Below are 17,951 nucleotides of genomic sequence, written 5' to 3'. Positions count from 1 at the left end.
CACCTTCGTTTCAGTTTCGGGGTGGGGTGTTTAACCGTTTTCGCATTATCGTGAAACGCTCGCGTTTTCGTGCGCCGCTTCACGCCGACCGCGAGCGCGGCAGACAGCGAGCCCCAGCCCCAGCACGCTCCCCTCCGCCAGGGCGAGGAGCAGCGCCGCCGCAGCCGCTCGGCCAGGGCAGCGCGCCGGAGAGTCCATCGGGGGTGGTGGTGGCGCGGTGCGGCGGCGCGGGCACGTACGATCGCGGTGGCGACGAAGGCGGCGACCGCGGTGGCCAGAAGGGCGAACCAGAACCCGGGCGTACATGCCGAGGTACTCTCGGCGAGAGAGACCGGTGATCGGGGTGGCCGAGGCCGATGCGCCGCGGTCGTCGGGCGGATGGCGTCGCCACCCGCGGCCCGCGCCTTCTCCGGCGGCGGCGCGTCGCGCGGTGGCGATGGCGAGCGGGACGGGCCCCATGCCGACCCCCTGCAGGGCCCGGCCGGCGAGGCGGGGCGGGGGAAGCCGACCGGCAGCGCCGCCGGCAGGCTGGCCCGCCATGACGGCGGCGAGCCTGGTGAGGATGACGCGCGCGGTACGGCCCGTCGCCGAGCCGCCCCATGACCAGAGGTGGCGATGGCGCCGACCAGCATCGTCACCGTGAGCGCCCACTCGCGCGTGTGGAGACGGCGACGTGCGGTCCCTCGGCCGCGATGGTCGGGATCAGCGCACCGGAGGCTGCTGACCGCGGCGACGAGCATGCCCAGCGAGACGAGGACGGGCACGAGCGCGCGTGGTGGCGCAGCGCGGGGGCGTGTCGCGGCGGGCCGCAGTGGGGGCGGCCGGTATGGAGGGAGACAAGGAATTCCCGTTCGTGTTCATCAAGCGATGTCATCGCATGATGACATGCCGATCCCGCCGGTTCCACGCGCCTGCTCGGGTCAGGTGAGGAGCGATGTCACGCGGTCGACGCCAGGACGCCCGCGCCCACGGACACCACGCGGCCGAGCGAAGGTGTCGGTCACCTGCTCCAGGGCTTCGGCGGCCGGGGCTGCGCGACGTGCAGAAGCGGTGCGCCCTCGGCGGTGATGTGTCCTTGTCGAGGGTGAACCAGCCGGGCACGACGTGGGCGGCGCCCGCGGAGTTCAGCCGCCGGGCGCCGCGCGTAGTCGAGCCAGGACGTGGGCGACGCTGCCACCGGTGGCGAGCGGCAGCACCGTCTTGCCGGACAGGGCGAACCGCGGGAGCAGACCGAGCAGCGCCTCTTCGGCAGACCGCCGTACGCGGCCTTATGCAGACGTGCCGATCACGGTGCCGTCGGCCCGCGCGAAGCGCATCAGCGCCGCGTCGGCGATCGCCGGGTGGTGGACGTCGGCACGCGGCGGTGCTTTCGGCGGGCGGAGGTCCTGCGGACGTCCACGAGCCGGGTCACACATCGTGGCCGCGGTCGGTGAGGCGGCGCATCGTGGCCCAGGAGGCGGCCGGTGCGGGGAGGGTGGCGGAGGGCTGCCGGAGACGGACAGGATGACGGCCATGGGGAACCTTTCGGGTTCGGTGAGCGGAGTGCCGGGCGCGGTCGTGCCGCGCCGTTCACCAGGAGCTGGTCTCGGTGGTGATCAGGGGCGTGGGACGGCCACCGCGGAGGGCTTCGAGGAGGAGGACGATCTCGGCGGCGACGGAGCGGTGCTGCTGGTCGTTGAGGACGTCGTGGTGAGGCGCCGTGCACGACGGCAGGCGGGCGGCGGGCAGGCTCTCTGGCGAGGCGGGCGACGGCGTCGCGGCCGGCCAGCGGGGTCGCGGTCGCCGACGGGAGCAGGTGGAGGAACCTCCCGCGGCGCCGTGAGCGGAGTCGAGGAGCCGTCCCGGCACCGGCGCGGCGGTAGCGTCCCGCGCCGCACCGGCGTCCCGGGTGAGGGCCTCTGCGGTGGACGGGGCACGTCGTCCTGAAGCGTCCGGCTCCTCTTCAGGAGCCCGGCTTCCGCGGTGGCAGGGGCCAGGAGCGCCGGCGAGGACGAAGGCGCGCTCGGGGGCGCGGCGCCGGTGGCCGGCTGGCCGGAAAGGGCGGCGAGCGCGGCGGCGCCCGTGTCGGAAGGGCACGAGGACGAGCGGGTGCGCGACGCGCGCTCTCGGCCTGGGACAGCCAGGCGAGGCCGGGCGGCGAACTCCCGCAGCCAACGCGGTCAGTGCGGGTCACCGGGCGGCTCCGGGCGCGTCGACGACTGCCGCGGACCCGGTGGCGCGTCCGCGGCGAGCCGCTGTCCGGACCGGTCGTGCGTGGCATCGACTCGCCCCGGCCGAGACCACGACGACCGTGCGCTGCGGGTGTTCGCGCCCGCGCTGACCTGGTGGTCGGTGTACCGCTGCTGCTCATGCGGCCTCTCCTGCCGGGGGTGGCGGTGGCGGTTGGCCGGGACAGGCGGTCCGGAGGCCGCCGCGCAGGGTGTCGGCCTCGTACTCGGTGCGGAACAGGTCGCGCTTCTGGAGGACCGGTACGACGCCGCCGACGAACAGGGCGAAGTTACTACTCCTCGGTGCGGAAGGCCGGGTTGACGTGCCGTCGAAGGTGCCCGCGTCGAACCACTCCTCGATCCGGTCGGCGACCGTCTCCGGCGCGCCGACGAACGGCGAGCGGCGGAACTCGGCCAGCGACTGGGCCACTTGACGCAGAGTCAGCTGCTCGGACCGCGCACGCTCGATGAGCTTCGCGGCGCCGGTCCTGCCGCCCTTCTCCCGCGAGGTGGGCGACGTCGGGGAAGGGCGCGTCCAGGTCGTGCGTGCTGAAGTCGTACGCGCCGAAGGACCCGGGCCGAGCAGGGCGAGGTGGCGGTCGAAGTCGTTGTCCTCCTCGAAGATCTCGCGCTCCCTGCGGCGGGCGGCCTCGTCGGTGGTGGCGACCACCGGGCCGCCGTGGATGAAGATCTTGATGTGGTCGGGGTCGCAGCCGTAGGCGGCGGTGCGGTCCTTGATGTCCGTGTAGTACTCCCGCGCCTGTTCCAGGGAGCCGCCGGGCGCGGTAGATGCCCTCGGCGACCTGCGCTGCCAGGTCCCGGCCCTCCTCGGAGACGCCGGCCTGGAAGATCACCGGCTGGTTCCTGCGGGAGCGCGAGAGGTTGAGCGGGCCCGCGACCTTGAAGTGCTCGCCCTCGTGGTCGAGCGGGCAGCCGGGCGGGACCGAGGAACACGTTGCGCTCGACGTCGGCGGGGAACGCGTCGTCCTCGTAGGAGTCCCCACAGGCCCCGGGCGACGTGGGACGAACTCCAGGGCGCGGCCGTGGCGGGTCGCGTAGTCCGAGTGTTCGTCGAGTCCGTAGTTCTTCGAGGTGCCGGTGTCGAAGCTGGTGACGACGTTCCAGCCGGCCCGGCCGCCGCTGATGTGGTCGAGGAGGCGAAGCGGCGGGCGAGGTTGAACGGGGAGTTGAGCGTCGAGCTCGCCGTGCCCACGAGTGCCGATGTGCCGGGTGTGGGTGGCGACGGCGGGAAGGAGGGTGAGGGGTTCGAGGCGGTTGAGGTAGTGCGAGGGGTAGTGGCGTTGATGAACTGGCTGTCGACGATGAACAGGGCGTCGAACAGGGCGTGTTGGCGGCCTGGGCCTGGCGTATGTAGTAGTTGATGTCGATGCTGGCGTTCTGGCGACGCGCGGGTCCTTCCACAGTCCGTGCTGGCCGCCGCCGACGCCGTACGGGTGCAGCGCGAGGTGGATCTTCTTGCGGGGCATGAGAGCTCCAGGTCCGTGAGACGCGAGAGGGGTGACGAGGTGATGTGAGCGGGGTGCGAGGGGGTGAGCGGGGTGAGCGGGGTGGGTTCAGGCGTGCAGCAGGGCGCGCAGCGCCCTGGCGTTCGGCCCCGGTCGGCGGGGGCGCCGTGGAGGGTGGGAGCGGAGCCCAACAGGAGTCGGGTGTAGGGGTGTTGTGGGTTCGTGACGATGTCGTGCGCCGTCCCGGTCTCGACGAGTTCGCCCCGGTAGAGGGACGGCGATCCGGTCGGCGACCCCGGCGACGGAGCTGAGGTCGTGGGAGATGAGGACGAGCGCGACGCCGTCGGCGCAGGTCCTTGAGGATCTCAGGATCTGGACGCGGTTGGCGGAGTCGAGGGGCGCTGACGGGTTCGTCGAGGATGAGGACGCGCGCGCTCGGTGACCAGCGCCCTTGCCACGGCGACGCTGGCGCTGGCCACCGGAGAGGGCGCCGGGCAGCCGGGCCGAGCAGGTCCTCGGTGAGACGGACCCGGTCGAGGTGGGCGCGGATCCGCCGGGCCCGTCTCGTCCCGCGGCACGCCGCGCACCAGGAGCGGCTCGCTCAGGGACCTCGACGGTCAGGTCGGGGTCGAGGCTGCGCAGCGGGTCCTGGAAGACGTACTGGACGACGCCCCGCTGGCGCAGGGCCCGCCACCGGCGGCGGCCGTAGGAGGTGACGTCCTCCCCTCGACGACGATCGATCCGGCCGTCGCGGGACGAGCCCGAGGACGGTGCGGGCGAGGGTGGACTTGCCCGAGCCGGTCTCGCCGATCAGTCCGACCGTCTCGCCGGGCGCCACCGTGAGCGAGACCCCGTTCAGGGCCTGGCGACGCCGGCGGCGTGGGTCCGTAGTGCACGTCGAGGCCGCTGATCTCCAGCGCTGAACTCGGTGTGCCGGATGGGGTGTTGCTGCTCACGCGTTCTCCTTCGCCGGGCGGAACTGCTCCAGTCCGTACTGCTCGTGCTCGGCGATCGCAGCCGGGTGTAGTCGTCCCTCGGGTCGTGCAGGGACTGAGTGACTGGGCCCTGCTCGACGACCTCGCCGTGGCGCAGGACGAGGACCTCGTCGCAGAGCTGGGCGACGACGGCGAGGTCGTGGAGACGACGACGAGCGCGAGGCCGGTGCGCTCCCGGAGGTCGGCGAGGAGGTCGAGGATCTCCGCCTGCACGGTCACGTCGAGCGCGGTGGTGGCCTCTGTCCGCGATGAGGATCCGCGGCCGCGCCATGATCGCGGCGGCGATCAGGACGCGCTGCAGCATGCCGCCGGGAGAGTTCGTGCGGGTACTGGACCCGGACGAGCTCAGGATCGCGCAGGTGGACCGCGCGCAGCAGTTCCAGGGTCCGGTCGCGGGCCTCGCGCCGGGTGAGGCCCGTCTTCACGCGGGAGGACCTCGGCGATCTGGGCGCCCACCCGGATCGAGGGGTTGAGGTAGGACGCCGGGTCCTGGAAGACGGCGCTGATGGTGGTGTGGCGCGCAGCGCGGTCCAGCGGGCGGCGGTCAGGGTGGTGATGTCGGTGTCGGCGATCTCGATGGATCCGGCCGTGACCTCGAAGTGCGGGGGCAGGGATGCCCAGGGCGGCGCGGCAGGTGAGGGTCTTGCCGCTGCCGGACTCGCCGACGATGCCGACCGTCCCGCCGGGCGCCAGGTCGAAGCTGACGCCGTGGACGATCTCGCGGCCGGACGCCCGGTCGGTGATGTGGACGTCGCGCACGGACAGGGACCGGTGCGGCCGTCGGGTCCGTGACGTCGCCGGGCTGCTCGGGGCGGGCGTGCTGGGTGGTCGGTGAGGTCATCGGAGCCTCCGGCGGGGGTGGTGACGGCCTGGTCGGTGCGGTGGATCGCGGCCCCTGCGCCGGTCGACGAGGGCGCGTCCCGCCTCGCCGGAGACGTCGCGCACGGCATCGGCCAGCAGGTTGCACGCCCAGACCGTCACCATGATCAGGAGAGCAGGGCGGCCGGCGCCCACGGCTGGTGGGCGAGGTAGCCGAGGTCGGAGGCGAGCAGGCCGCCCCAGGTCGGCTCCGGGCGGCTGGACACCGATGCCGAGGAACGTGAGCGAGGAGACGATCACGAAGCCGGTGCCGATGGTCTGCGCGAGGGCGACCGCGAGCGGCGGCAGTACCTTCGCCCACAGGTGGCGTCGCACGATCCAGCCGAGGGAGGCGCCCGAGACGATCGCCGCCTCCACGTACGGGGGAGCGGGCCACGGCCAGGGTCGCGGCGCGCGCCACCCGGTAGAACAGCGGGGAGACCAGCACTCCGGTGACGAGCATCGCTCTGCGTGATGCCGTTGCCGAGCAGGGCGATGACGGCGACGGCGAACAGCAGGAACGGCAGGGCGACGAGGGTGTCGGTCAGCCGGAGGGCGCACTCCGGAAGGCGCGGCCGAGGTGGACCGAGAGGGATCCCGGGCACGGCCCCCACCACCAGGGCGGTCAGGGCGACTTCGAGCGAGCCGAGGACGCTGACGCGCGAGCCGTCGAGCAGTCGGCTGGAACGTGTCGCGGCCGAGGTAGTCGGTGCCCAGCCAGTGGGCGGCGGAGGGGTCGGCGAGCGTGCGGACGCTGGTGGCGAGGGGGTTCTGCGGGGGCGAGCAGCGGGCCGAGGGCCGCGAGGGAGGGCGATCACGGCGAGGACGGCGACGGCGATGCGGCCCGAGGTCAGGGCGAGTACGCGGCGGATCACGGTCACACTCCCTCTGCGAGGCCGGCGTGACGCGGGCCAGGACCAGGTTGACGAGCAGGTTGAAGGTGACGACCAGGACGATCGACACCACGAGGACGCCCTGGACGGCGGGTACGTCGCCGGCCTGGGCGGCGTCGTTGGCGAACCGGCCGAAGCCCCTGCAGGCCGAAGATCCACTCGGTGACGACGGACGCGCCGACCAGGGCGGGGAACTTGAGACCGAGGGTGGCCAGGGTGGGGCCGAGCGCGTTGACGCAGCACGTGCCCGAAGAAGACGCGGCGCGGGGCTCAGGCCGCGCACCACGGCTCCGGTCACGTAGTTCTCGCCGTACGCGGCGATCAGTCCGGTCCGCAACTGCCGGGCGACGTCGGCGATGACGTCGAAGCTGAGCGCGACGGCCGGGAGGGTGATGTGGGCGATCCACGGGCCGATGCCCTGCGCCGCCGGGACGTAGCCGGCCGACGGAACAGCCGGAGTCCGACGGCGAACACGGCCACGAGGACGATGCCGACGACGAACGCGGGCATCACCGAGATCACGGTGACGAAGCCGGTGACGGCCCGGTCGATCCAGGTGGTGCGCGCAGCGCGCGGCGACGGTGCCCAGGACGAAGCCGACGACCACGCCGATGAGCAGCGCGAACGTCGCGACGGACAGGCTGACGCCGAGGCCGACCCCGATGAGGGTGGAGATGTCGGAGCCGTTGGTCCAGCTGGTGCCGAGCCGGCCGTGCAGCACACCGTCGAACCAGTCCCCGTACTGGACGAGGAAGGGCCGGTCCAGGCCCCATTCGGCCTCGACGCGGGCGATGGCCTCCGAGGTCGCCTCCTCCCCCAAACTGGATCCGGGCGGGCTCAGTCCGCTCAGTGAGCGCAGGGCGAACGTCACGAACGTGGCGACGAGGAAGACCGGCACGAAGAGCGCGGGCCGACCGGCCGAGCACGGCCAGGACGCGTCCGGCGGCGCGTCGTGCGCTCACTCGGCGCCGCCGATGGTGACGCCGGTCCAGTCGATGTGGGCGGGGTTCTTCGGCAGGCCGAGACGGTCTTGCTCTTCGCGATCAGGTTGGGCTGGGAGTAGGTGAAGACGAGGGCCTTGCTCTCGAGACCCGCCCGGGTCGCCGCCCGCAGGGTGTCGGTGTACTCCGGCGAGTCGAGCGGTGTCTCGCGGACCTTGGCGATGGCGGCCTCGGAACCCGGCGGGCCTCGTACGGGGAGCTGAGGTTGAGGGGGCCGTCGGGGCCGAAGTGGGCGGTGAGGGTCTGTGCGGCGGAGTCGCGCCCGGTGGTGGAGTAGAGCGAGAAGGTCAGGTCCTTGGCGAAGAACGGGGTCGCCCAGTTCTTGTCGATCTTGATGTCGACGCTGATGCCGGCCTTCGCGAGCTGCGACTGGACGATCTCGGCCTGCGGGTCCTCGGCGGGGATCACGAGGTCGAGCTTCAGGTCGCCCGCGTCGTAGCCCGCTTCGGCGAGCAACTTCCTGGCCTTGGCGAGGTCGTGCGGGTAGGCGTTCGCCGACTTCGGGTCGTAGGCGACGTATCCCTTTCGGGAAGGGCTGGTCGGTGGTCTCGCCGTAGCCGAACGTCAGCTTGTCGACGAACTCCTGGCGGTCGACCGCGTAGCGGACGGCGTCGACGACCTTGTCGTTGTCGAAGGGCTTCTTGTTGACGTTGAGGCTGATGTTGGAGGCGTTGAAGCCGGGCTGGACGAACACGTCGAGGCCCGCCTTCTCGGCGGCGGACGCCTGGCTGGGTCCGATGTCGGCGAAGTTGTAGACGCCGGTCTGCAGGCCGGAGATGACGGTGGCGGCGTCGGGTGCCGAGGTCAGTTCGACCTGGTCGATGTGGATGTTCTCGGCGTCCCAGTAGTCCGGGTTCTTCTTCAGGACGGCCTTGGTGCCCGGAATGAGCTGGGTGACGGTGAAGGGGCCCGCGCCGACCGGTCCCTGGTCGAGCCGGGCCGGGGACTTCGCGGCCTTCGGACTGGCGATCTGCAGGACGCGCTGTCCGAGCAACTGCGGTATCTGGTAGTCGACTTGACTGAGGTGGACGACGGCGTCGAGGCCCTTGGCGTCGACGGACTCGATCGAGGTGAGGTCGCCGAAGAGCGCGGAGTTCTTCTGCTTCTCGGCCCGTTCGATCGCCGCCTTGACGGCGGCGCCGTTCACCGGTTCGCCGTCGCTGAACTTCAGGCCGGAGCGCAGGTGGAAGGTGATCTCGTCGCCCCTGCTGTTGTACTCCCAGCTCCTGGCGAGGTCGGGGACGGCGTTCCCCTTCTCGTCGGTGCGGGTCAACGATGCGTAGACCAGGGCGAGTTCACGGAACTGGGCGCCACTGCCGCTGACGACGGGGTCCCAGTGGGCGGGGAAGTACGAGGAGGTCCACTTGAGGGTCGAGGAGCCGGTCGCGGAGGCGGCTTCGCCGGCGCAGCCGGTGAGGGCCGGGGCGAGGAGGGCGGCCAGTGCCGTCACGAGACCTGCGGTGCGCAGGCGTACGGCGGGGCGTCGGGGCGTGCGGCGTCCGGGCATGGGGGGTTCTTTCGTCGAAGGCCCGTTTCCGCGCGGGCGGCGGTCACGAGGCAGGGCGAGGGGCGGCTCGTCCCCTCGACCACCTGGGCTGCGCCTCAACAGGCGTACGCGGCACGGGTGTTCGGGCGCGACGCCGTCGGGCGCGGGGGCAGGGGAAGGCACGGGGGCGAGCCGGGAGACGGGCGGCGCGGCGGAGCGAGCGCGCTCGACGGAAGGGCGCGTCAGGGGCGCGCGGAACCGTGGGATCGGCAGGTCAGCGACAGAGGGCGCTACAGGTGCGCCGCAGATCCACGTAGCGGCACACCACACCGGGGTGCGTCGTGAGCATGTCCCACATCCTGGGGTCGTCCGACTGTCCGTGTCAATGGACACCTAGGGGTGTCTCATTCGGCGGACGGTCTTCCGTCGCTGGTCAACGGCCTTTCAGTGGGCGGCCGATGCTCCCTGGCCGGCTTCACCGATGGCGGATCCGCCCGGCGCGGGACAGACGCGGGCCTCCTCCGCGCACCGCCACAGCGGGCCTCCCGCGGTGTCCACCCGTACGGCGCCGGGCGGCGGCCAGGGGGCCGGCGGCGAGCACCTGCCGCTCGGGCTCCGAGGCTGCGGTGGTGCCGCAGCGCCTGCGCCGCCGGCAGTGCGGCCGGGCCCGTCCGCAGCAGTCCCGGGCAGAGTTCCTCGACCGCGCCCGCGTACTCCTCGTAGGGCCGCCAGCCTGGGACGATCCGGCGCGCGGCGGCCGTGCGGAGCAGCAACGTCGGCAGCGCGTAACGGAGTTGACCGTCGTGGGTCTCCTTGGCCGTGCCCGGGTGCGGTGATCCGCTGTCGACGCGACGGGCCTCGGGCAGCGGGTCGCGCGCCTCGGCACGGTCGCCCCGCACCCGCTCGCGCACGGCGTCCGAGGCCGCGTCGCGGCGCAGCCGATCGCCGTCCAGGTCCGGCACTCCGCGGGCGGCGAGGAGGGCCGCGTCCATGGTGTCGGCGGGCTCACCCCGGACGAACACGGTCTCGCGCAGCCGCCGCAGCACCCGGTCGGCGATCCGACTCCCTTGCGCCTCGGCCGCCTTTGGCGACGAGCGAGGCGGAGCCAGGAGCTCGCCGCGACCCGGCTCAGCGGCACCGCCCGCGGGGCCTTCGTGTGCCCGCAGATCCCCTCGACGTACCGGGCGTACCAGGCGGTCTCCGCGGCCGGGTCGGGCGGCGGGTCGTCGCCGTCGTCGAAGAGGATGCAGTAGGCCCGGCGCCAGCAGACCCGCCCGTCCAGGGCGGCCCGAGCTGCCGGAAGACGGGCCCGAACCCCAGGCCCAGGGGCACAACGGGTCGGTGTACTCGACGACTTCGAGCTGCACCGCACCGCCCTCGCGCGTCACGCGGCTCCCTTCGCGGCCGGCACCGCGTCCGCCGCGGGCAGCAGCGAGGCCAGCGTCACGCCGCCGAGTACCGCCGCCGCGTCGGCTTCTGATCCGGCGCCACACGTCCGGCAGTCCGGTCGCGGCGCCCGGATACGCCAACCCGCCGACGGGCTCTCCCCGCAGGTCAGCAGGTCCCCGTCGATGGCACGGCTGACGTCGAGCAGGGTGATCTCGTCGGCGCTGCCGCCCAGCCAGTACCCGCCTTCGCAGCCGCGCGCTGGCTGCGCACCAGGCCCGCCCGGCGCAACTCGCCCACCACCGACTTCAGGAAGCGGAACGGAATCCCCTGCGAGGAGGCGATGGCCTCACAGGTCAACGGGCGGTCCGGGCGCGTGCAGCTCCAGCAGGGCGCGCGCGGCGTAGTCCGCCTTCGCGGAGAGATGCATGCGCCCATCATGCCCGAACACCCGCGCGCGGCAAGGCTCTTCATGACCGGTCACTGCTGTGTTGCGGGAAGATTGCCGCAGGTGGGAACCAATGGACACCTCTTGACATCCTTTTCCGGGCGGCTCAGCGTCCCGACCATAGAGCGACCCGCTGACCACTCCTGGCGAGGGCTTCCACCCGCACCTCCCCGACGCCCCGTCCACCCCTCCGCTGCGCAGCAGGCTGCACCACGTCCGCGCGGACTCCTGGACGGCGACACCGCGCAGACCGGCGGCATGCGGCGCTTCGCCGCCGTCAGCGGGCGGACGGTGGGCTCGGAGAAGCTGTGGATGGGCCAGACCCACGTCGCCCCGTCGACGTCCTCGTCGGACCACCACCACGGCGAGTCCGAGACCGCCATCTACGTGGTCAGCGGGCACCCGGAGTTCGTGTTCGTCGACGACTCGGGCGACGGCACCGACGAGGTCCGGCTGCGCACCTCCCCGGCGACTACATCTTCGTACCGCCCTACGTCCCGCACCGCGAGGAGGAACCCGGACCCGGCCGAGGAGGCCGTGGTCGTCATCGCCCGCAAGCACGCAGGAGGCGATCGTGGTGAACCTGCCGAAGCTGTACGCGCTCGGAGGTGAGCCGACTAGGTCATCGTCCTTCAGATCATCGGATCGCCGGCCCGAGGTGTCGTCTAGCTGCAGTCCGACATGAACCGGCCTTCGAGGTGGTCGGAGCTGAGGGAAGATGAAGCCACTCCCCGTAGCCGAAGTTGAGGAAGAACGGGTCTGACTCCGCCTCGCCCCGGTCTGCGCGAACTGGCAGAGGAACAGCCAAGACGAGTCGATGCCGACGGCTCGGCCGTTCGGGTAGTGGGCCTCACCTCCTAGGAAGTCCGTGGGTTGCTCCTCGTCAAGGGATTCGACCTCTGGCCCCTCGCTTCGCAGCCATCGCACCAGGCGGCGGCATGGTTCGCCGCCTTGTCGAGCTCCGGTGGCATCGGCATCAGGTCTATCAGCCATTCAACGGGAACCTCTGTCTCGTCCGGACCCCAACGCCACAGGGTTCGCCCCTGGGTGCTGGGGGAGCCGATCGACGCGAAGGACGGTATCCGCCCACCCGGCTGGACCAGGACAACGGCCTCGCCGTCCTCCACTGCGTCGCCGCCCATGTCCAGGCCCTCCTCGTGCAAAAAGAGGTAGGCGAGACGTACCTCGTTCCCTGGCACCCGGAACTGGCCGACGAACACGAGCGGCTCACGCGTACGCGGATGCACCGGGCCACGCCGGACCGTCCAGCCAGACCGGCTGCCCGCCGAACTTCGACACCGGGACCGTGACCGGCTTGGGCGCAGCCCGAAGGACATCTGCAGCCGCGGCAGAAAGGCCGCATCGTGGGAGCCCTCGGCCTGACGGAGTCGGCTCGGAGATCATGCTGCTGACGCTACGACACCCCACCGACAGGACTCGGTTCGGGCCTGACCGCTGCCTGACCCACAACATCCGGCGAAGGCAGCCGAGATCCGCTCAGGCCGCGCCCGGCCCCACGCGCCGGGTCGTCGCCCAAAGTGCCAGGGCCGCGAGGCTGAAGGACGCCGAGTGCCGTGACAGGTCGGCCAGCCGGCGGCCGCGTAGGCGAGGGAGGAGCCGAGGGCGCCGAGGCTGCTGCCGGCCGAGTAGAAGACCATGTAGCCGCCGATGATCCTGCTGCCCGCGTCGGGGCGGACCGAGTGGATCAGGGTCTGGTTGGTGACGTGGACGGCCTGCACGGCGAAGTCCAGCAGGACGGCGCCGATCGCGAGCGCTCACAGCGACCGCCCGGTCAGGGCCGATCGGGGAGCCAGGACAGGGCCAGTACGGCGAGGCCGACGCCCGTGGTGCGCCGGGCGAGGCCCCGGTCGTTCCAGCGTCCGGCCACGGTGGCGGCGACGGCCCCGGCCGCCCCGGCGAGCCCGAACGCGCCGATCGCCGTGCGCGACAGCGACCACGGCGGTCCGCTGAGCGGCTGCGCCATGCCGCTCCACAGCGTGCTGAACGCGGCGAACACCAGCAGGGCGAGCGTGCCCCGGACCCGTAGCAGCGGCTGGCGGGCGAACAGGGTGACGGTCGAGGCCACGAGCCGCCCGTACGACATCTCGCGCGCGTCGACGGCCGGGGCGCCCGCGGGCAGGGCCCGGCGCACCAGCAACGGTGAGGACGAGGATCACGCCCGCGGCCACGAGGGTAGACCGCACGCCAGCCGGCGAGGTCGGCGAGGGCTCCGGCGGCGGCGCGGGCGAGCAGGATCCCGGTGACGATGCCGCCGGTGACCGTGCCGACGGCGCGGCCCCGCCGGGCGGGCGGGGTCAGGGCGGCCGCCGCCGCGACCATCGTCTGGGCGACGACGGCGAGCAGCCCGACCGCGGCGAGCGCGGCGAGCAGCGCGACGGCGCCCGGGCGCGAGTCCGGCGGCCAGCAGGGCGACGGCGAGCAGTGCGAGCTGGCCGGTGACCCGCGGCGTCGGCGGTCGAGCAGGTCACCGAGCGGGACGAGAGCCCAACAGGCCGTGATGGCGTAGCCGAGTTGGGTCACGGTCACGATCGCTCCGAGCCATCCCCGCGCCGAGCGCGAGACCGTTCGCCGAGGGTCACCAGGAGGGGCTGGGAGAAGTAGACGGTGGCGACCGAGCTGCCGCAGGCGAGGGCGAGTCAGGTACGAGCCGGGCGGATGGCGATCCGTCCGGCACGGTCGCCTCCCTCTGCGCGCGCTCCGCTCCCGTCGCATGCGCCGACCGGTTCCGAGCACTGGACCGCCATGTCGCCCCCGCCTTCCATTTGGTTGCATCTTGCTACCGGAGTGACCGTAGTCGGACGGGGTAGCATGTTGCAACCACTCCCGAAGGGTCCGGGGGGCTGGAGAACGAGGAGTCGCGGATGGTCGCCCGCACACGATTCGATGCCGACCCGTGCCCCGTCGCCCGGTCGGTGAACGCCATCGGCGACTGGTGGTCGCTGCTGATCGTGCGGGACGCCTTCGACGGCAGCCGCCGGTTCGGCGAGTTCCACCGCAGCCTCGGCATCGCGAAGAACATCCTGGTCACGCGGCTGCGTTCGCTGGAGGACGCCGGTGTGCTGCAGAGCGTGCCCGCCCCCGGACGGCGGCTCCCACCGCGAGTACCGCCTCACGGACAAGGGCCGCGCCCTGTTCCCGGTGATCGTCGCGCTGCGCCAGTGGGGCGAGGCGGGAGTGCTTCACCCCGGCGAGGAGCACTCCCGCCCTCCTCGACCAGCAGGACCGGCCGACCGCTGCACCGGCTGGAGATCCGGGCGGCGGACGGCCGGCCGGTGGAACCGGAGGACACGGTCGTCGAGAAGGTGTGAGCGTCCGGGGCCGCCGGCCTGCCCGCGGCCGGAGCGACGCTCCGGCGTCGGCGATCTAGAGTGCCTGCGAGGGGCGGACCGTCGGGCGGTGTCGCCCGCGGCACCGCGTGGACCTCGGGTCCGGAACCGGAGCGAACGATGAAGGCAGCGCAGTTCAGCAGGTTCGGCGGCCCCGAGGTGCTGGAGATCGTGGAGCTTCCCGAACCGCACCCGGGGCCGGGTCAGGTACGGATCGCGGTGCGCGCCGCCGGTGTCAACGCCAGCGACTGGAAGAAGCGCCGGGGCCTGATGGACCAGGAGCTTCCGCAGACCCTGGGCCACGAGGCGGCGGGCGTCGTCGACGCGCTCGGCGACGGCGTGTCGGGACGTCTGCGTCGGCGACCGCGTCGTCGGGCTCTCCGGCGCGGGCGCGGCCCAGGCCGAGTCCGCGGTGCTCGACCACTACGTACGCGTGCCGCCCTCGCTCGACTTCGCGGCGGCGGCCCTGCCCACCGCCCTGAGACGGCCGCGCGCCCTCGACCAGCTCGGCGCCGAAGCCGGCCGCACGCTGCTGGTCAACGGCGCCTCTCCGGCACCATCGGCAGCGCCGCCGTCCAGCTGGCCGTGGCACGCGGGAGTGCGGGTGATCGGCACGGCCGGACCGGCCAACCAGGACCACCTGCGCTCCTCGGGCCGAACCCGTCACCTACGGCGAGGGCATGGCCGGCCGGGTCCGCGTGCTGGCTCCCCGACGGCGTCGACCTGGCCCTCGACGTCGCGGGCAGCGGGTGCTGCCCGAGCTCATCGGGCTCGCGGGCTCCCCGGGAACGTCCTCACGGTCGCCGATGTCGCCGGAGCTCAGGAGCACGGCGTCCGGTTCAGCTCGCGGCGACACCGGCCGCGCCCTGTACGTCCTCGACGAGATCGGCCCACTGGTCGAGGCCGGGCGCCTCACCGTTCCTGCCGTGCGGACGTTCCTGCTCGCCCACATCGCCGCGGCGCACCGCGCGGGCGAGGAAGGGCGTACGCGCGGCGTGCTTCGTGCTCGTCGTCGGCTGAGCCGGCGGTCGGGTCCCGGCCGCATCAGGTTCCCGACAGCGCCGTGTCGGCGTCGCCCTGCCGCGCCGGCGCCGTGAACTGCGCCTCGCGGACGGCGGGTTCGGGCAGCGTGCGGAAGAGCAGCCAGCTCAGTGCCGGCATGGCGATCAACGGGGCGAGCGCCGTCCGCAGGGAGAGTCGCGTCGGCGAGTCGGCCGATGACCGGGCTCACTCAGACCGCCGATGCTGACGGTCAGTCCGAGGGTGACGCCGCTGGCGGTGCCGACCCGGAGGGCAAGTAGTCCTGCCCGAGGGTGACTTGGAGCGAGAACGGCACGTACAGGCCTGCGGAGGTGAGGGCCACGAAGACGAACAGCGCCGGGCCCGGCACGTAGACCACTCCGGCCACGGCGACGATCGACGTCAGGTAGGACCAGCGCGAGACCCGGACCCGGTCGTAGCGACCCGCCAGTGAGCCGCCGAGCACCGAGCCCACGGCACCGCCCAGGAACAGCACGAACAGGGCCGCCGTGCCCGCGGCGGCGCCTCCCGCCGAGCCGCTCCTGGGCGTACAGCGAGATGAAGGTGCTCAGCCCGATGAAGACGACCGAGCGGAACACCACGGCCAGCGAAAGGCGCACGAACGAGGCCACGTCGTCCGCGCCCCGCGCCGCCGCCGTGGACGGACCGGTCCCCCGGCTGCCGCCCAGCATCCGCAGCACCGGCACGCATAGCGCGGTCCCGGCGAGAGCGGGCAGCAGCTGCACCGGCGTTCAGTGCAGCGAGCCGTGGCCGATCGCGGTGGCGACCGAGGCGGCGCGAGCGCGTAGCCGATGTTGCCGTCAGCAGAAACCAGCCCATGGCGCTGTGACTGCCCCGGCTGGCGAGCGCCGCGCCACCCGCGCGGACTCGGGGTGATAGGCGGCGACCCCGATCCCGGAGACCGCCACGAACGTCAGGGTCAGTCCGTACGAGCCGCCGAGCCCGCTCAGCGCGATGCCCACCGCCGAGGAGCGTGCTCACCGGCAGCAGCCACGGCATCGCTCCACCGGTCGGTGAGCGCGCCGAACACGGGTTGCGCCACCGACGACAGCAGCGAAGCGGCGAGCACGATGCCGGACGCGACGGCATAGCTGTAGTCGCGCTCCGCCACAGAAGAACGGGATCAGCGCCGCGACGGCGCCCTGGTAGACGATCCACGCAGGCATGGCCCACGGCCAACACAAAGATCGATGCATTCCTTCGCACGCCTCCATGCTGGCGGGATCCCGTCGCGTCGCGCTTTCGATAGATTGCCAACCAATGCAGAACATCCGCCACACTCCCGTCGCGCCCACCCGCACCCAACGCCTCACGTCGGGCGGCGAGATCGACGCGCACCGCCACGACGACCACCAGATCGTCTATGCCAGTCACGGCATCATCGCGATCACCACCGACGCGGGTTCCTGGGTCGCGCCCGCCACCCGCGCGCTCTGGATCCCGGCCGGCACGGTCCACCGGCACCAGGCGCACGGCGAGCTTCGACCTCCATCTTCGTGGGCCTGCCCACCACGCAGAACCCGCTCGCTCGACGCGCCGACGGTCCTCTCCGTCAGCCCCCTGCGCTGCGCGAGCTGATCGTCGCCTACACCCGACCCCGGACGACGAGAGCTCCGCAACGCCGGCGGCTGCGCGCGGTCCTGCTCGACCAGTTGCGGATCTCTCCCCAGCAGCCGCTCCACCTGCCCCACGCCGGAGCACGCCGCTGCTGCGGGAGCTGCACGCCATCCTGCGGGCGGACCCGGCGGACAACCGGCCGCTGGACGAGCTGGGCCGGCAGATCGGGGCCGGCGCACGCACCCTCTCCCGGCACCTGCGGAGCGAGCTTCGGCCTCACCTACCCCCCAGTGGCGCACCCAGATCAGGCTCCACCACGCGCTGATCCTGCTGGCCGACCACACGCCCGTCACCGCGGTCGCCCATCAGTGCGGCTGGTCGTCCGCCAGCACGTTCATCGACGTCTTCCGCCGCACCTTCGGACACACCCGGGCGCCCGGCCACCCACACCGTCCGACTAGACCTGGACCAGGGCGAGTTCCGGGCGCTTCGCGGAGCGTCCGTCGCCGGACGACCGGCCCCGCAGCCGCCTGACGAGCCACGGGCCGAGGAAGCTCCCTGGCCCAGCGGAGCTCGACCAGTCCGCCCCAGGGCAGGCCGGGCAGGGACGGTGCGGGGGCGTGACGGGCCTGGCCCAGGTGTCGTCGCTGCCCGGCACTCCGAGGGTGTACGCCATGGCGGCGGCGATGCGTGCGTGTCCCAGTGGGCTGGCGTGCAGCCGGTCTCGCTCCACAGCCGCAATCGGTCGCCACGGCGTGGTGGTTCATCTCGGCGACGGTCACGCCGTGCCGCCCGGCCGCCTCACGGATCCGCGCGTTCAGCAGGGTGATGCGTCCGCCGAGCGGCCGGGCGAGCGGCATGATGCGGGTGACGCCGAAAGGTGAGCGTGATGACGTGGTGCCCGCGGCGGTGAGCGCGGCGAACATCGCCTCCAGCCTCCGGGCCACCTCGTCCGCGTCGAACCGCGGCCGCAGCAGATCGTTGACCCCTGGCCACCACGCTCGCCAGGTCCGGCTTCAACGCCAGGGCGGGCGCGAGCTGTTCGGCCCCCGCACCTGCCCTGCGAGACGGCCCCGCACCGCGAGGCTGGCGTACTGCAGGCCGGGTTCTGCCGCCAGCTGCCCGCGAACCGGTCCGCCCAGCCGCGCAGACCGGTCGCGTCGTCACTCGTCGCCCACCCCTCGGTCTGACTGTCGCCGAGGGCCACGTAACGCGAGAAGTTGGTCTGCGGACCGGACATCGGACTCCACCCCCTGAAGTGACACG

The 17,951-nt window shown here is 72.8% G+C and carries 11 protein-coding genes and 13 pseudogenes; 6 read left to right on the top strand and 18 right to left on the bottom strand.

Features of this window, described 5'->3' with window-relative positions:
* Positions 1-920 precede the first annotated feature (920 nt).
* The 4 genes and pseudogenes from RBJ77_RS39395 to RBJ77_RS39380 all read right to left on the bottom strand — a co-directional run.
* Positions 921-1,514, bottom strand: a pseudogene (locus RBJ77_RS39395) (NAD(P)H-dependent oxidoreductase).
* 55 nt (positions 1,515-1,569) lie between these two features.
* Positions 1,570-1,848 carry a hypothetical protein gene (locus tag RBJ77_RS39390; RefSeq protein WP_372349355.1) on the bottom strand — a complete coding sequence of 93 codons (279 nt, stop codon included), beginning with the start codon at positions 1,846-1,848 and terminating at the stop codon, positions 1,570-1,572.
* A 498-nt stretch (positions 1,849-2,346) separates the two neighbouring features.
* Positions 2,347-2,946, bottom strand: coding sequence for a hypothetical protein (locus RBJ77_RS39385; protein WP_372349363.1), 600 nt, complete (start codon positions 2,944-2,946; stop codon positions 2,347-2,349).
* Positions 2,947-3,052: 106 nt separating this feature from the next.
* Positions 3,053-3,352, bottom strand: a pseudogene (locus RBJ77_RS39380) (LLM class flavin-dependent oxidoreductase); the annotation flags it as partial.
* On the opposite strand from RBJ77_RS39380, the gene RBJ77_RS39375 reads away from it, so the two are divergent.
* Positions 3,272-3,589, top strand: coding sequence for a hypothetical protein (locus tag RBJ77_RS39375; protein WP_372349366.1), 318 nt, complete (start codon positions 3,272-3,274; stop codon positions 3,587-3,589). The pseudogene RBJ77_RS39380 and the gene RBJ77_RS39375 sit on opposite strands and share 81 nt — an antisense overlap.
* Before the next feature lie 192 nt (positions 3,590-3,781).
* On the opposite strand, the pseudogene RBJ77_RS39370 reads toward RBJ77_RS39375, so the two are convergent.
* The 9 genes and pseudogenes from RBJ77_RS39370 to RBJ77_RS39330 all read right to left on the bottom strand — a co-directional run bounded on the left by RBJ77_RS39370 (position 3,782) and on the right by RBJ77_RS39330 (position 10,821).
* Positions 3,782-4,629, bottom strand: a pseudogene (locus RBJ77_RS39370) (ABC transporter ATP-binding protein).
* A 384-nt stretch (positions 4,630-5,013) separates the two neighbouring features.
* Positions 5,014-5,427, bottom strand: coding sequence for an ATP-binding cassette domain-containing protein (locus tag RBJ77_RS39365; protein ID WP_372349362.1), 414 nt, complete (start codon positions 5,425-5,427; stop codon positions 5,014-5,016).
* A gap of 83 nt (positions 5,428-5,510) precedes the next feature.
* A pseudogene (locus RBJ77_RS39360) lies at positions 5,511-6,401 on the bottom strand (ABC transporter permease); the annotation flags it as partial.
* Between the two features lie 10 nt (positions 6,402-6,411).
* A pseudogene (locus RBJ77_RS39355) lies at positions 6,412-7,375 on the bottom strand (ABC transporter permease); the annotation flags it as partial.
* Positions 7,376-7,377: 2 nt separating this feature from the next.
* Positions 7,378-8,927: pseudogene (locus RBJ77_RS39350) on the bottom strand (ABC transporter substrate-binding protein).
* A gap of 423 nt (positions 8,928-9,350) precedes the next feature.
* Positions 9,351-10,294, bottom strand: a pseudogene (locus RBJ77_RS39345) (DsbA family protein).
* Positions 10,291-10,500: a hypothetical protein gene (locus tag RBJ77_RS39340; RefSeq protein ID WP_372349361.1), complete on the bottom strand. Its 210-nt coding sequence runs from the start codon at positions 10,498-10,500 to the stop codon at positions 10,291-10,293. Before RBJ77_RS39340 ends, RBJ77_RS39345 begins: the two are co-directional and overlap by 4 nt.
* Positions 10,461-10,652, bottom strand: a complete 192-nt coding sequence (locus RBJ77_RS39335) for a hypothetical protein (protein ID WP_372346220.1) — start codon at positions 10,650-10,652, stop codon at positions 10,461-10,463. Before RBJ77_RS39335 ends, RBJ77_RS39340 begins: the two co-directional genes overlap by 40 nt.
* Entirely contained in the window at positions 10,642-10,821 is a 180-nt protein-coding gene (locus RBJ77_RS39330; protein ID WP_372349354.1) for a hypothetical protein, read from the bottom strand. The genes RBJ77_RS39335 and RBJ77_RS39330 overlap by 11 nt, the downstream gene beginning before the upstream one ends.
* A gap of 52 nt (positions 10,822-10,873) precedes the next feature.
* On the opposite strand from RBJ77_RS39330, the pseudogene RBJ77_RS39325 reads away from it, so the two are divergent.
* A pseudogene (locus RBJ77_RS39325) lies at positions 10,874-11,425 on the top strand (cupin domain-containing protein).
* A gap of 1,107 nt (positions 11,426-12,532) precedes the next feature.
* On the opposite strand, the gene RBJ77_RS39320 reads toward RBJ77_RS39325, so the two are convergent.
* Both RBJ77_RS39320 and RBJ77_RS39315 read right to left on the bottom strand, forming a co-directional pair.
* Positions 12,533-12,892: a hypothetical protein gene (locus RBJ77_RS39320; protein WP_372349353.1), complete on the bottom strand. Its 360-nt coding sequence runs from the start codon at positions 12,890-12,892 to the stop codon at positions 12,533-12,535.
* A 101-nt stretch (positions 12,893-12,993) separates the two neighbouring features.
* A pseudogene (locus RBJ77_RS39315) lies at positions 12,994-13,473 on the bottom strand (hypothetical protein); the annotation flags it as partial.
* A gap of 149 nt (positions 13,474-13,622) precedes the next feature.
* On the opposite strand from RBJ77_RS39315, the pseudogene RBJ77_RS39310 reads away from it, so the two are divergent.
* A pseudogene (locus RBJ77_RS39310) lies at positions 13,623-14,069 on the top strand (winged helix-turn-helix transcriptional regulator).
* A gap of 138 nt (positions 14,070-14,207) precedes the next feature.
* Positions 14,208-15,107, top strand: a pseudogene (locus RBJ77_RS39305) (NADP-dependent oxidoreductase).
* A 24-nt stretch (positions 15,108-15,131) separates the two neighbouring features.
* Here the strand turns inward: RBJ77_RS39305 and RBJ77_RS39300 are convergent.
* Positions 15,132-16,334, bottom strand: a pseudogene (locus RBJ77_RS39300) (MFS transporter).
* Positions 16,335-16,388: 54 nt separating this feature from the next.
* Between RBJ77_RS39300 and RBJ77_RS39295 the strand changes: the two are divergent.
* Together RBJ77_RS39295 and RBJ77_RS39290 are read left to right on the top strand one after the other, a co-directional pair.
* Positions 16,389-16,706 carry an AraC family ligand binding domain-containing protein gene (locus RBJ77_RS39295; RefSeq protein ID WP_372349352.1) on the top strand — a complete coding sequence of 106 codons (318 nt, stop codon included), beginning with the start codon at positions 16,389-16,391 and terminating at the stop codon, positions 16,704-16,706.
* Positions 16,707-16,988: 282 nt separating this feature from the next.
* Entirely contained in the window at positions 16,989-17,219 is a 231-nt protein-coding gene (locus tag RBJ77_RS39290; protein ID WP_372349360.1) for a helix-turn-helix domain-containing protein, read from the top strand.
* Here the strand turns inward: RBJ77_RS39290 and RBJ77_RS39285 are convergent.
* Together RBJ77_RS39285 and RBJ77_RS39280 are read right to left on the bottom strand one after the other, a co-directional pair.
* Complete coding sequence (locus RBJ77_RS39285; protein WP_372349365.1) at positions 17,143-17,361, bottom strand: hypothetical protein; 219 nt, start codon at positions 17,359-17,361, stop codon at positions 17,143-17,145. The genes RBJ77_RS39290 and RBJ77_RS39285 overlap by 77 nt on opposite strands.
* A gap of 25 nt (positions 17,362-17,386) precedes the next feature.
* A pseudogene (locus RBJ77_RS39280) lies at positions 17,387-17,632 on the bottom strand (hypothetical protein); the annotation flags it as partial.
* Positions 17,633-17,951 lie beyond the last annotated feature (319 nt).

This window comes from Streptomyces sp. KL116D (genome assembly GCF_030766975.1).
In the GTDB taxonomy this organism is placed as follows: Bacteria; Actinomycetota; Actinomycetes; order Streptomycetales; family Streptomycetaceae; genus Streptomyces; species Streptomyces longispororuber_A.
Note: the sequence above shows the minus strand (reverse complement) of the source record. Positions and strands in the feature narration are given on the sequence as shown.

Coding starts and splice junctions, on each gene's coding strand:
- RBJ77_RS39295 (WP_372349352.1), top strand. CDS start 16,389: ATGCAGAACATCCGCCACACTCCCGTCGCGCCCACCCGCACCCAACGC.
- RBJ77_RS39285 (WP_372349365.1), bottom strand. CDS start 17,361: ATGGCGTACACCCTCGGAGTGCCGGGCAGCGACGACACCTGGGCCAGG.